The sequence below is a fragment of the uncultured Alloprevotella sp. genome (genome assembly GCF_963536905.1).
Classification (GTDB): Bacteria; Bacteroidota; Bacteroidia; order Bacteroidales; family Bacteroidaceae; genus Alloprevotella.
Genome location: NZ_CAUTBW010000057.1, coordinates 1 through 14,132, shown reverse-complemented (window position 1 = coordinate 14,132; position 14,132 = coordinate 1). Strand labels below are relative to the sequence as shown.

The window sequence follows — 14,132 nt, the reverse complement described above, 5'->3', positions numbered from 1 at the left end:
TAAGACAAAAAACAACGAGACACAAACTCATTGCGAATTTTCGCTGTAGTTTGTGTCTCGTTATTTTTTATAAGGCAAAAGCCTAATACTATCTTATCGCTGAATGTATGCTAATACATCGCCTTTGGCTACATGACCGCCTTGCTTAGCAGCAATCTCTACTAACTTACCGCCGAGAGCTGCGGGGATTTCAAGAATCTGACCGTGGTTGTTTTCAATGTAGCAGAAGAAGTCGCCTTCCTTGTATTGTTTACCAATATAAGGCTCAATGCTCTGAACGTTTTCGCCATCGCCATTGATTTCCCACAGAACGATACCTGCTTCTGGAGCCACAACGGCATCTGCGTTAGCGTGCTTCAATGCCAAAGCCTCTTCAGGAGAAACACCCTTGCTCATAGCCTTATCCTTGGCTGCTTGCAAATCGGCGAGGAATTGCTTCTTAGCTGAACCGTCCTTGTAAGCGCGATACTGTGTCTCATGCATGGCAAACTCGTAGAGCTCTTCATCATCAGATCCGAGTTCCCATCCATTCTCTTCCATTTCCTTGCGGAACTTATCGAGACAATTCGGATAGAGTTCGTGCGGGTTGCCTGTATAGAACTCACGATTCTGCTCTTTTGCAAGCGCAATAATCTCGGGAGCAACCTCTCCGGGCAACTTACCAGACTTTCCAAGAATCATACCCCACATATTTTCATCCATCATGGAGAAACGTGGTTTGCCCATTGATTCCGTAAGGAGGTTCATCAAGGCAATGTTTTTCACATACTGGCTGAAAGGTGTTACCAAAGGAGGATAACCTACGCGAGGCCATACATAGCCCACTTCATCAAAGAGCTTGATGAGCAGTTCGTCCTCGGTGTAAGCTGGCTCGCCGTTCTTTTCGCGATTGTTATTGATAGCTTGCATCGCGCCCTTGAGGTCAGCCATCATTGAGCCCATCATACCGCCCGGCAGACCACAACCTAAGAGCAATGAACTCATGAAGTGGTTTTGAGGATTCATGAAATAGCCCAAGAAGTCGTCAACAAACTCTTGCGTCAAAGCGCGTGCTTCCATGTAAGCTTGCATATTGATTTCGGGAACATCGAAACCATAATTCTTCAGCATACTCTGCACGGAGATAACATCGGCATGACCTTTACCCCATGACAGAGGTTCCATGGCCACATCAATAATATCGGCACCATTCTTACAAACCTCCAAAATGCTGGCCATATTCAGACCTGGACCGGAATGGCTATGATACTCGATGATAATATCTGGGTGCTTGGTCTTGATAACATTGGTCAACTTTCCGAGCAATGCTGGCTGACCAATACCTGCCATATCTTTCAAGCAGATTTCAGGAGCACCAGCTTCAATGAGTTGGTCTGCAATGCCGCTGTAGTATTCTACCGTATGAATCGGAGAATTAGTGATACAGAGCGTTGCCTGCGGGGTCATACCTGCTTCAAGAGCCCATTTGATACTAGGGATGATATTGCGAACATCGTTCAAGCCGCAGAATATGCGTGTAATGTCAACACCTTGTGCGTGCTTCACCTTGTACTGCAACTGACGGAGATCGTCAGGACAGGGAAACATACGGAGAGCGTTGAGACCGCGGTCGAGCATGTGCGTTTTAATGCCGACTTCATTGAAAGGCTTTGTAAATGCGCGTACTGCGTCGTTGGGATTCTCGCCGTAGAGAAGGTTCACTTGCTCAAAAGCACCACCATTGGTTTCTACACGAGCAAAACACCCCATCTTGATGATGACAGGTGCAATGCGTTCCAGCTGATCCTTGCGCGGCTGAAATTTACCGTAAGACTGGAACATGTCACGATAGACAAGGCTGAACTGAATTTTACGTTTTGCTGTCATATATTACAATCTATTATTTGGACGCGAATTTAACAATTTATTTTAGCAATCAAGATTGTACACTCGTTTTTCGCGTTCTCTGCCCTTTACTTTTGCTATATTGAAAACTGGAATATACAATGACCTCCTTTCTTTCTTCTCATCCTATTTTACTCCTACCTAAAAAACTCATTTTTTGTTGTCACGTCGTCACAAAGGAGAGAGCACTCTGATAACCAAAATATTATACAGTATGCCAACAAAATTTCATTGTCACGCTGTTTTTATACCATTGTCACGCCTATAACAGATACTATTTCTATACGTTAACTAAGAAGCGTGACGACGTGACAACAAAAAGCAATATGTAAGGAGGAGTTGGTTTTCGTATTACTTATCATATCCCCAACCACAATAAGCGTATCAGCTGACACAATAAGCCTCTCAGCTCATTTCCTTATTGTATTCTCAAACGCAATAAGGAAATTTTTTAAGATTTTATATGCAAGGAATAGGGAAGGGTCTGTGAGCGCATCTACCATAAAAAATATTCAGATCATCACTTCTTGGACAAACGCTTATAAAAACACAAACCTCCTGCACTCAGTGTGGAGGGTTTGTGTTTACATAGAAATTTAAACTACTATGGAGCTTTATTTCGTTGTTATCTTCACAATTTCTGTAGGTTTCAACTCTGCATTGCGGCGTTCTGTTTCGCGCACCACAGCTTCAGCAAGATTGCGGAAAGCTATGCCTGTGAGGCTATCAGCATGAACGGCTACAGGTTCGCCTTCATCTCCACTATTGCAAATGCTCTGCACAATGGGGATTTGGCCGAGTAGTGGAACGTTCATCTCTTCTGCCAAACGTTTCACACCTTCTTTACCAAAAATATAGTAGCGATTTTCAGGAAGTTCGGCAGGTGTAAACCAGGCCATATTTTCCACAAGTCCTAAGATAGGAACATTCACTTTATCGTTTTGATACATATCAATACCCTTGCGCGCATCTGCTAGAGCCACATTCTGCGGTGTGGAAACGATTACGGCTCCCGTGATGGCCAAAGATTGAAGTAGCGTTAAGTGAATGTCACTTGTGCCCGGCGGCGTGTCCAGCACAAAATAGTCGAGATCGCCCCAATCGGCATCAGCTATAAGTTGCTTAAGAGCGTTGGAAGCCATACCTCCTCGCCAAAGCGTTGCAGTATCTGGATTGACAAAGAAACCGATAGAGAGAAGTTTTACGCCATATTTCTCGGCAGGAATGATGAGTTCGCGTCCATCTTTCTTCTCCATAAAAATCTGCGCGCCTTCTACATGAAACATCTTCGGTACACTCGGTCCAAAAATATCAGCATCGAGAAGTCCCACCTTATAGCCCATCTGCGCCAGAGCCACGGCCAAATTGGCTGCCACTGTGCTCTTGCCCACTCCACCTTTACCGCTGCTCACCGCGATGACATTCTTCACGCCTGGTAGCATCTTACCAGGTTCGGGGCGTGCTGCTTGCAAACTCTTCACACTGATAGCCACATTTACATCCTTATTGACAAACGCATGAATGGTTGATTCAGCCGACTTTACAACGGATTTAATAAAGGGATCTGTACTCTTTTCAAAAATAAGGGAGAAGGAGACGTTCATTCCGTTGATGCGGATATCGTCCTCCACCATATTAGCCTCAACGAGGTTTTTACCATTGCCTGGATAGTGAACTTTTTCCAAAGCATCGGTAATCATTTTGGGATATAATGTCATGTTCTAATTGTTATGTTCTAAAATATTATTTTGCGGTCGTAAGTTCGGAACGCTTGTTACGATTGTAGGAGCGGTAAGAGTCCAGTTCGATTTCTACATCTGGCTCTTGAAGTTCACCTGCTTGCGGAAGATGAAATTTGAGGTATTTAATCGTGATACCACGACTGAGCCATTGCTGCTCGTAATAAGTCTGAATACCTAAAATTGCTTTGTCCTCCTCGCTGAGTTCTGTTTGATAAAGATCTTCTGTGCGATAGTCCACGGGGAGATTATTAGCAGCAATCATATACTTCGTATAGGTAAAGAGGAAGTTGCTATCCGTCTTCACATGAACAATGCCGCTATCTTTCAAGATACGGCGATAGCGCTCCAGGAAGTAAGTAGAAGTGAGACGCTTTGTGGGCTTCTTCATTTGAGGGTCTGAGAATGTCAGCCAGATTTCGCTCACTTCACCAGCCTCAAAGAAACGATCAATAAATTCTATCCCTGTACGCAAGAATGCCACATTCCTCAAATTATTCTCCAACGCATCCTTTGCGCCAGTCCACATCCGCGAACCTTTGATGTCCACACCAATGAAGTTTTTATCGGGAAAAAGTCGCGCCAGCCCCACCGTGTATTCTCCACGTCCACACCCCAATTCTAGAACGATGGGGTTGCTGTTCTTGAAATACGTATCGTGCCAATGTCCCGGTTTCAAATCGAAAATAGGATTGGTCATCGACACTCCATTACAGAGTTCGCGTTCTGGACATTGAAACACATTCTCAAAACGTTCCATATCGGCGAATTTCGCCAGTTTATTCTTTCCCATCTGCAAGTATCTTTTTTACATCTGCATCAGTTTTGACAAGTTTGTCTTTGCAGAACTTAAGAAGTTTTTGTGCCTCTTTGAGGCGGACACTCAGCTCATCCAGTTCGAGCGTATTCTGCTCGAAACTTTCCACTATTTCTTCCAATCGAGCCAATGCCGTTTCGTAAGTTTGTTCTTTTGCCATATTTCTTATGTCGTATAGCTTTCTTTTTTATTCAACAATGCTGCTTACTGCTCCATCCTCAAACTGCGTTTGTAAGCGGTCGCCAGGTTTCAGTTGGGATGCTTTCCTTACGACTTTCCCGTTGAGCGTTGTTATACTGAAACCTAATTTCAAAATGCGTTCCGGACTGGCCAGTCGCACATTTTGCTCCAACATTTTCAAGGTTCGACCTTCTCGATCCAAGCGATGTTCTATCGCTGCAGTAATACGTTCGGGAATGAGTTCGAGACGATGCTGCTCATTCTGCAAACGTTGTTGCGTGAGTAATTCGAGTCGCCCCATCAGACGAAGCAAGCGTTCGCGGCGCAAATTGGAAAACTGCTCGGAAGCCAACTGGAAACGATGGGCCAATTGTTGGAAATGTTCTTTGCGATCACGCAGTAAAAGAGTAGCAGCACGCTGCAAAGTCTCTTCCAATGCTTCCACCTCTCGGATTTCTTTTTCACGCGCATCAAGGAGAAAAGCCGCGACAGCGGTCGGTGTCTTCAATCGGGTATGCGCAACAAAGTCAATAACCGTATCATCACGCTCATGGCCGATACCTGTAAGGATGGGAAGAGGAAATTGTGCCACATTAGCAGCCAGCAAGTAGGAGTCGAAACCGTTAAGGTCGCTCACTGCACCTCCACCGCGAATAATTGCTACAGCATCCCATTTTTCCTCTTCGGCAGCTATCTGCTCCAAAGCTGCAATCACGCTATTCTCAACAGTATTTCCCTGCATGATAGCCGGGAAGAGTTTTAGCGTAAACTTATAGGGCTTTTGATTCATTTGGTTGCAGAAGTCGCCATATCCAGCTGCTGTCTCGCTCGAAATAACAGCGATACGACTCAGCGGGCGTGGGAGCACGAGTGCTTTGTTCATTTCCAACACGCCATCTTCTCGCAACTGTTCTAAAATTTCTTGGCGACGACGTGCCATATCTCCCATTGTATAGGTTGGGTCAATATCAAGAATATTCAGACTATAACCATATACTTCATGAAAGTCTACCTCTACCTCAACAAGCACCTTCATTCCAGCTGCTAAAGTTTGCCCCGTGGCACGCTCAAAGTGGGAGCGAAGCAGTGCAAAGGTGTTACGCCAAATATGAGCCGAAGCTTTTGCAACTAAGCCGTCGTGGGGATCGCGCTCCACAAACTCCAGATAACAATGCCCATTTCCCCTCACACTAACACTGGCGATTTCAGCCACAACCCAATAGCTATCTGGCATCTGGTAGCGAAGGGTATCCCTCACAAGGGCGTTAAGTTCGGAAAGGGAAATGGAAGTCATATTGCTAATGTGCTAATGTGCTAATGTGCTAATGTGCTAATGTGCTAATGCATAATAGCACATTAAACAAAATAAATTATTTAAGAACTTGATTAGCTTTCCACATATCGGGAATACCGTAACCGAAAACCTCGTTAGGGTGTTTGTAATAGTTGCCTGCTTCACGAACGGCTTTCATTATCTCAAGCGGTTTTTTATCGCGATGAGCTTGCCAGAGACAAGTGACAGCACCAGCAAGAATAGGACAAGAGAAACTTGTTCCGTTTGCCGTATCTACATTTCCGCTGGGATAGAAAAGTGCACAATCACGCCCCATCGCCATCGCATCAGGTTTCACGCGCCCATCAGCAGTATAACCCAAAGAAGAGAAATTTGTATTGATACTATCTGCAGCTACTGCGCCAACCGTCAAGATGTCAGTAGCATCAGAGGGGAAGTTGATTTTCTTCCATCGGCCGTTACCTTCATTTCCCGCAGAATTGAGAACGAGCAAACCACGAGAAGCTGCCAATGATGCTGCAATACTATTAACAGCTGTGCGACCATTCAGATCGGCATAAGTATGATTCATCTCGGGATAGTCGAAATTATAGTAACCCAAAGAAGCTGTCACCACATCAACACCCAAACTATCAGCATATTCAAGAGCTGCCGCATAATTGTCCTCTTCTACCTGTTGTTCCGTCTTAGAGTCTTCACTCTGAAGCAAATAAAAACTGGCTTCAGGAGCAGTACCAACAAGGAAATGGGGCTGATTAGTAGCAATACATGAAAGAACCATAGTTCCATGAGATTGCCAGTCGTAAACAGACTTGCCTGGCTCAGCAAAGTTGCGTGTACCAAGAATCTTTGCACTACGAAGACCTGGTATAATATCGGTATTGAGAAAACCGCCATCAAGTAAAGCTATCGTCATACCTTCTCCACGAAATCCTGCTTGATGAAGCTTCTGCGTGTTGAGCATCTCCACTTGTTCTTGTGCGTAACCATAAAAATTGTCGAGCGTATCTGTCTCGATATTTTTTATAAGTTCATAACGTTCTTCATTGGAGGAAACATCGATTGAGTCTGGACCAATCCAGACAAGACGCGTTGCTTTGACAAAAGGAAGCATCCGAATGGCGGCCATTTTCAGCGTATCAGTAGTTTCTACCACCACTGTGTTGTTCCATTTTGACACATTGTGGATTTTCAGTCCTTCTTGGCGCAACACTTGGAGATAGTTGGGCGAAACAGGAAGATCATAGTGGTCCACCTTTATCTTATAACGCCGCCGACGCTCAAGAGCTTTTGCTGAGAGAAATTCCTGGGGGCGCTTGAGCGAATATGTATTATTTTTCTTATCCGTAAGCGTCACGCGGAAGCGGAAAGTTTTAGGTACCGCCTGCTTTTTTGATTGATGCTGTGCAGCAACTGGAGTGCTAAAAAGGAAACACAAAGTGACAAACCACAAGATATTCAATGTTCTCATTATTGCTATTTTTATTTCTTCTGCAAAGATACTCTTTTTCTTTTTTCTATGAGAGGACAACTTATGGGTTCTATAATCCATTGTCGCATCTCCCCTACTCCATTTTCATCTTTTCCCAGTCGAATGTAACGCGTCCTTGTCGGTTGATGAGATAGTCGATAGAGATTTCGCCTTGATAGGGATTTTCTTGTTCGTTGTAGTCGCCAGGCACTGCATCGGAGGCTTGAATCTTCGCTCCTGCCACACTCACAGGAGTATCTTTCAGATACAGAAGCGAGTTCTGCCCATTCATTTTTAATCGCAATGTCACATAGCCTGCATTGGTTTCACCTTGTGCACAGAGGTATTTATCGAAACGCAAAGGAATACCATTTCTCGTTTGCCGTTTGCTCAAGATAAGTTGGTTTTGCGTTAATGTGAGTTGCGGAACCAAACGGAAGAGATTGAAACCTAACACAATTTTAATATCTTTACCTTCAACTACCTTACAGAATATATTACGGAAGCGCGCCGTACCGATGCTTAATTCAGGCAATATAGCGTAGGTGTCATGAGCATCGTGGAAAAAGATATGAGCGCCTAATTTCTGAACGGCTTTCATCGATATGGTTGTTATTGGCTGTGTGATATCAATGCAGGCAGCATAAGGCTTCGCCCCTACTTGTACACTCACTGTTTTATCCGTTTGATTGAAAGGCACTGTAAGGGAATCGACCGTGGAGAGATATTGTGGAACACCAAATGGAATAGCAGCGCGGAGCAACTGCTCATAGCGCTGTATCTTCAATCGGGCAGAACCCGAAAAGGCGTTATTATCGAGCAACTTACGGCAATCTGCGGAGGCTTCCGCATAATGCCCTATAACCCCTAAAGCGCGCACTTTTTCGGTTTCTACCATGAGCAGTTCTTCTTCTGTCCTACTTCCGAACAATGCTGGCTCAAGACGACGTGCTAACGAAATGACAGAAATGGGAACATTCTTTCCTTTATCCACCAAAAATCGGAGAAAATCAGACGTCACAGAATCATCAGCTACAACCTTCAAGGCGGGGGCATTACGTTCCAATCCGAAAAGATCTCCATCTGCGGTATAGTCGGCCAAGTATCTTTGGTTGTACTGTTGCTTTCCTTCAATCGTGAGTTTCATCCCGCCGAAGTCGAAGCGTACAAGGGAAAAAGCACGCAGGAAAGGCAAACCTAAAATGCCGCAAGAGTTACCATCTTTTACCTCACTGAGTTCTACTGCTGGCACAAGGGCGCACTCACCATTGAGCGTAAGGTGAAAATCGAGCGTATCGGTTTCTTCAGGAGGAAATACCACTGCTGACAACACATTTCCCGGCGAACCGCTTTCCAAACTCAAACCGCAAGTTGCACCCTCGTATTCAGCCTGAAGCTGGAGTCTGTAATTATCATTAAGACGCAAATTGGGTTGGCTCTTACGAAAATCCATCCGAGAAGGAGCAAACACAATCTTTTCTGGATAGATACATATCTCGCCCAAGCGCATCAACTCACGATTGCCCAGAATGCGACAGATTTCGGGCTTTATATCTGCAGTCATTGCCGCTGCTGGAAATACATAGACCAAAAGATTCCGGAAGCAAACAGTCCCCACACGAAGTTCGCGCAGGAAAGCTGGCCGAACATCCACTTTCCCAAACATGGTGTTCACGCTTAATGTCACATTGAGCACGCGCGCTCCAAATTGTCGAGCATCGGCTTCGGTGATAATGGTCCGATGCTGTCCAGTGTTGAGGTGAAAATACACATTACTTCCTCCGTTGATAGATGCAGGCAGAAGCAAAGGCCAGTCGCGCGTAGTGGGGACGGATGTTGGCGTTGAGGGTTGCTCAAGAACAAAAGGTTGTTCATTGCGTAATTCGCGAGCGATACTCGCGAAAGTCTCCAAAGGAATAGCGCGCAACTGGGGTAGCGTTGTGGCAAATTCGCAGAAATCAGCAAGTTTCTCCCAAAGCCCTTGAGAGATATAATTTTCTATGCAAGTTGTAGCATAAGTGGTTTGCACTTCAGCATTCAGCGAATCAGCATAAAAACGCAGCAAACTATCGGCCGACGCACACGCCACATCGGGACGATTGAATGCACGCGCCAGTTCTGCTCGCGCGGTGAGTCGAGCAAAGGCCGTGAGCGATGGTTCGGAGCGATAAGTTTTTAGCAACTCAAAATCGCTTCTGCGCTCGGCCAATCCTAAGATGCGTCCACTCGATCCGCTACTTCCATAGCGAACGGCCTTTTGCGCATAGTCGCGAAACACATCGATGCGTGCGGCTCTAAAATTATGACGTTTAAGATAGCGAATTTGCTGATCGGCATACGCCTGTAACTCTTCATAAAGTCCATCGTTGAGAAGATTCTCTGCTTTCAGTTCGGTCAAGGATAAGCGCCCTACCGATCCTACTTGTTTTGGAAAATTATTAACAAGTGAATCCACACACTGATTCGTGCGGTTGTTATTACCTTCAGCGCGAGCAATAGCTAAATCGCAGAAAAGGCGCACATAGGTAGGGAGTTCTGCCTTATGTTGACGATAGAGAGGGCGCAACTGCCTCACTTCTCCACGTGCTGCTAACATTGCACAGCGATTCACAATAGAATCAGGCAATGCCGCTTGACAACTTGCCGCTATGCTTATAAACAGAAAGAGAATCTTGAGAATACGTTTCATCATAAAACTGCTCCGAGAGCTTTAATAATATAACACTTCGTCCGCAAATATCCGAAAAATAGCTGACTTTTACAAATTTACAGCTCTCTATTCTTCCCAACTGAAAGTAAACTCGCCCCAAAACAGTCCACCCAAAACAATATTTCGAAACAGCTACCACTCGACAAAATCAACTTATACAGAAAACAAAAGCATACACCTTCTGAATAAGAGCCGTAACTTCATTATGACTTCTCCTTGAGCTTGTCCCAAACATTTTCTGGAGAAGAAGTGTGGTGAGCATAAATATCCTTATTGCGTATGGAGATTCAATAAGGATGTGAGCCGATAGCCTTATTGCGTCAGCCAACGCGCTTATTGTAGCAGAGAGGGAATGGAGGAATGTGGAATATAGGAAGAGTCTCTCCCTCCCTATATATGTTGTTTTTTCTGGTGAGGAGGAGACCGCAAGAGGATAAAGATATAACGGACATAGATTTCTGCTTTTGTTAAAAAGCAGAAATCTTGCAACGCATTATCGTCTAAAAATAAATGAAAACGTTAATTATCACAATATGTGCGCGCAGGGATAGTTTCGGAGCTTACTCCAGCAATTGTGATGGTATCTTTGGAGCGGGCGATACCATAAAGGAGTGCAAAGCTAACATATTAGAAGCAATTCGCCTTATCAAAGAAACTCTTCCAGCTAAAAGAAAGAACTCAAAAAGTAAAACAAAAAACGCGGCGTCCACTTTTCTTCAAAGCTTCTGCCGCGTTTTGTCGGAAAGAGGCGACGTGCGACTTTTTGGGCGATTTATTTTAGGTTAATACTTTTCTATTCTGTGAAAGGAAAACACATCTCTCTCGTTTTTCTCCTAAACGGAGGAGGGGGAGCTTTTAGTATTTGAAAAGAGAGGAAAGAAGACTTTTCAGACATTAGAAGGAGTTTTATTGTATGTATGTGAGGATGAGGGCGTTTGGGGTTTTATTTTTAGTAACTAAAGGCGGGGGGACGATGTTTTTTGCATGAATGAGAGGGTGGAAAAGGTCTTTTGAGGGTGGGAGTTGTGGATGTATGTTTGCTGTTGTTGAAAAATTAACCGAAAACTAAAATAGAAAAATGATGTTGACTACTATGACTTCGGTGTTTCGCTTGAACAGGTTGTTGATTGACCGATTGATTGAGGTGTGGGAGCGTGATGAGCTGCCTATCGATTTGCGATTGGAAAGACAGAAAAGCGGGCGTGTGCTGGTGTGGGCTGTTTATGAGCCGCAGTACCGGTGTTGCTTTGAGATGTTACTGAAAGAAGTTTATAACAATAAAAATAAAAGGAGGAAGGTATGATTCCACAAAGTACGATTGAGACGATTTTAGAGAGGACTGACATTGTTGGTCTGGTTGAGAGTTATGGGCTGGAGCTGAAGAGGGCTGGCCGTGACTGGGTTTGTTGCTGTCCTTTTCATAATGAGCGGACGCCGAGCTTTCATGTTTCGGAGGTTCGGCAGTCGTGGCATTGCTTTGGTGCGTGCCAGGAGGGCGGCAATGCGATTTCGTTTGTGATGAAGCAGGAGGGCTTGAGTTTTCCGGAGGCTTGCAGGCGGCTGGCTCAGAGGGCTGGTGTGATGCTTGAGGAGGAGATGGAGGAGCCTGAGGCGCAGCAGGAGCGCAGGAAGCGGGAGGCGCTGTGGGCGTTGAACCGGAGGGTGGCGGACTTTTATGTTTCGCTGCTGGAGGGTGAGCCTGGTGCGCGGAGCTTGGCGGTGGCTCGCTGGGGTGCGGAGGCTGTGAGAGATGCGCTTGTGGGTGTGGCTCCTGATGCTTGGGATACGCTGGTGAGCTGGGCGCGGCGGCGTGGAGAGAACTTTGGCTTTTTGCAGGAGCTGGGTTTGATTCGTGTGAGCGAGAAGACGGGGAATTATTATGATGCTTTCCGGAATCGCTTGGTGCTGCCGATTCGTGACAGGTTGGGGAATGTGACTGGCTTCACTTGCAGGACGCTGGGGGATGATAAGGATACGGCGAAGTATGTGAATTCTCCGGAGTCGTTGGTGTATAGGAAGCGGGAGGAGTTGTATGGTTTGGATGTGGCGTGGAAGACGGCGTGGAAGGAGCAGGTGGTGTATGCTGTGGAAGGTGCGGCGGATGCGCTGAAGATGCAGAGTGTGGGGATCTTTAATGCTGTTGCACCGCTGGGCGGTGTGTGGACGCGAGAGCAGCTGCGCTTGTTGCAGAAGGTGACGAAGAACATTTGTTTTATTCCTGACCAGGATGTGCCGAAGCGTGGCGAGGACTGGGGCGCGGGGATTACTTATGTGATGAAGAATGGTTTGGAAGCTATTCGGCAGGGGATGACGGTGAGCGTGCGTGAGTTGCCGTTTGGGGCTGATGGGACGAAGCAGGACCCGGGCGATTTCTTCACTTCGCGCCAGCGTATGGCGGAGCTTGAGGAGCGGGACTTTGTGCTCTGGATGGCTGAGAAGCGTTTTGATGCTGCTGACAATTTGCAGAAGCAGAAGGAGGCGGTGCAGGAAGTGGCCGAGGTGGTGAGTTTCATCAAGGACGATTTGACGGTGAAGATGCTTTTGCCGGAACTCAACAAGATTCATAAGGCCAGCGTTAAGATTTGGCAGATGGCGGTGGAGGGGAAGCGCAACCTGCGCAACCTTCAGCGCAAGCAGGAGGACGGGACGCGCGATTTGGCGCAATACGATATTTACACGAACCGCGAGGGGTATTACAGCCGTACGGAGAAGGGGGACTATCAGTGGAGCAATTTCACGATGCAGCCGCTTTTTCATGTGATGGACGACGACAGTCCGCGCCGCATCTATAAGGTGAAGAATATGTTTGGGCAGGAACAGGTTGTGGAGATGACGATTGAGGAAATGGTGTCGTTGCAGAAGTTTCGGCAGAAGCTGGAGAGCTGTGGCAACTTCGTTTGGAAGGCGAAGGACCCAGAACTGATTCGCCTGAAATCTTATCTTTACGACAACACGCGCTCTGCTCGCCGCGTGCGGCAAATGGGCTGGAGCGATAATGGTTTCTATGCCTTTGGCAACGGCCTTTGGACGGATGGCGAATTCTACGAGGCCGACAAAGAGGGTTTCGTGGATTTGGGACAGGCTGCTGGCACCTGGTATATTCCCGCGGCGTCGAAGAAATTGCAGAACGGTTCGGCTTACGAAAGGGAGCGCCGCTTTGTGCACACTCAGACGCAGACGATGCCGATGAAGGAGTATTTGCAAAAGTTTGTGGAGGTGTATGGCGACAACGGCAAAGTGGGGCTGGCTTATTGGCTTACGTCGTGTTTCCGCGACGTGGTGAAACGCCTCACAGATAAGTTTCCCATCCTCGACCTCTTCGGCCAGAAAGGCTCGGGCAAGACCTATTTCGGACAAGCGTTGACCACGTTTTTCATCATGGAGAATAAGATGCTCGACCTTAACATCTCCACCGTGGCCGCTCTGTCGGAAGAAATTGGTTACTCGTGCAACGCGTTGGTCCATTTGGACGAATATAAAAATTCGCTACATCCTAACAAAATTGCCTTACTCAAGAATCTCTACGACGGGACGGGACGCTCGAAGATGAGCGGCGCGAACTTCACGGAGAAGACCGAGACGCCCGTCCGCTCTGGCGTGATTATCTCCGGGCAGGAAATGCCCACGGCCGACATCGCCCTCTTCCAACGTTGCATCTTCCTTTCCTTTCAAAAAGGCGTGTTCTCGCCCGAAGAGATGCGCCGCTTTGCCGAACTCCAGGAGATACAGAAGATGGGCTTGACGGGAATGACCCTCGAGGTCCTCAAACACCGCCGCATTGTGGAGACATCCTACAAAGAGGCCTACGACAAGACGCTGCGCGACATCAACGCCCGCATCTCGGGCACGCGAGTGGAAACCCGCATCAAAGAAACCTGGGGACGCCTATTGGCCATGGTGCGCGTGCTCGACGGGCGTTTGCCGCTCCCCTTCACTTACGAAGAGATGGAGAATATATGCCTCGCGGGCCTTATCAATCAAAACACGCTCTCGGGCACGGGCAACGAGATGGCACAGTTCTGGCGCGCCGTCGAGTT

8 protein-coding genes are annotated in these 14,132 nt (G+C 46.7%); 1 reads left to right on the top strand and 7 read right to left on the bottom strand.

Going from position 1 to position 14,132, the window contains the following annotated elements; translation table 11 throughout:
* Positions 1 to 93: 93 nt before the first annotated feature.
* The 7 genes from ABLA33_RS08920 to ABLA33_RS08890 form a co-directional block, all read right to left on the bottom strand.
* The gene (locus tag ABLA33_RS08920) at positions 94 to 1,866 is read right to left on the bottom strand and encodes an oxaloacetate decarboxylase (RefSeq protein WP_347720031.1); all 1,773 of its coding nucleotides are present in this window, start codon (positions 1,864 to 1,866) and stop codon (positions 94 to 96) included.
* Positions 1,867 to 2,498: 632 nt separating this feature from the next.
* On the bottom strand, positions 2,499 to 3,602 hold the full coding sequence (locus ABLA33_RS08915; protein WP_347720030.1) for an Mrp/NBP35 family ATP-binding protein: 1,104 nt from the start codon (positions 3,600 to 3,602) through the stop codon (positions 2,499 to 2,501).
* Between the two features lie 25 nt (positions 3,603 to 3,627).
* The gene (gene trmB / locus ABLA33_RS08910; RefSeq protein WP_347720029.1) at positions 3,628 to 4,416 is read right to left on the bottom strand and encodes a tRNA (guanosine(46)-N7)-methyltransferase TrmB; all 789 of its coding nucleotides are present in this window, start codon (positions 4,414 to 4,416) and stop codon (positions 3,628 to 3,630) included.
* A complete protein-coding gene (xseB, locus tag ABLA33_RS08905; RefSeq protein ID WP_009347436.1) occupies positions 4,403 to 4,600 on the bottom strand; it encodes an exodeoxyribonuclease VII small subunit in 198 nt (65 codons plus the stop codon). Before xseB ends, trmB begins: the two co-directional genes overlap by 14 nt.
* A gap of 27 nt (positions 4,601 to 4,627) precedes the next feature.
* Positions 4,628 to 5,914, bottom strand: a complete 1,287-nt coding sequence (gene xseA / locus ABLA33_RS08900; RefSeq protein WP_347720028.1) for an exodeoxyribonuclease VII large subunit — start codon at positions 5,912 to 5,914, stop codon at positions 4,628 to 4,630.
* Positions 5,915 to 5,990: 76 nt separating this feature from the next.
* Entirely contained in the window at positions 5,991 to 7,385 is a 1,395-nt protein-coding gene (locus ABLA33_RS08895; protein WP_347720027.1) for a S8 family serine peptidase, read from the bottom strand.
* A gap of 94 nt (positions 7,386 to 7,479) precedes the next feature.
* On the bottom strand, positions 7,480 to 10,077 hold the full coding sequence (locus ABLA33_RS08890) for a retropepsin-like aspartic protease (RefSeq protein WP_347720026.1): 2,598 nt from the start codon (positions 10,075 to 10,077) through the stop codon (positions 7,480 to 7,482).
* 1,317 nt (positions 10,078 to 11,394) lie between these two features.
* Between ABLA33_RS08890 and dnaG the strand changes: the two genes are divergently transcribed.
* The coding region (dnaG, locus tag ABLA33_RS08885) for a DNA primase (protein ID WP_347720025.1) at positions 11,395 to 14,132 on the top strand (2,738 nt) is incomplete at its 3' end.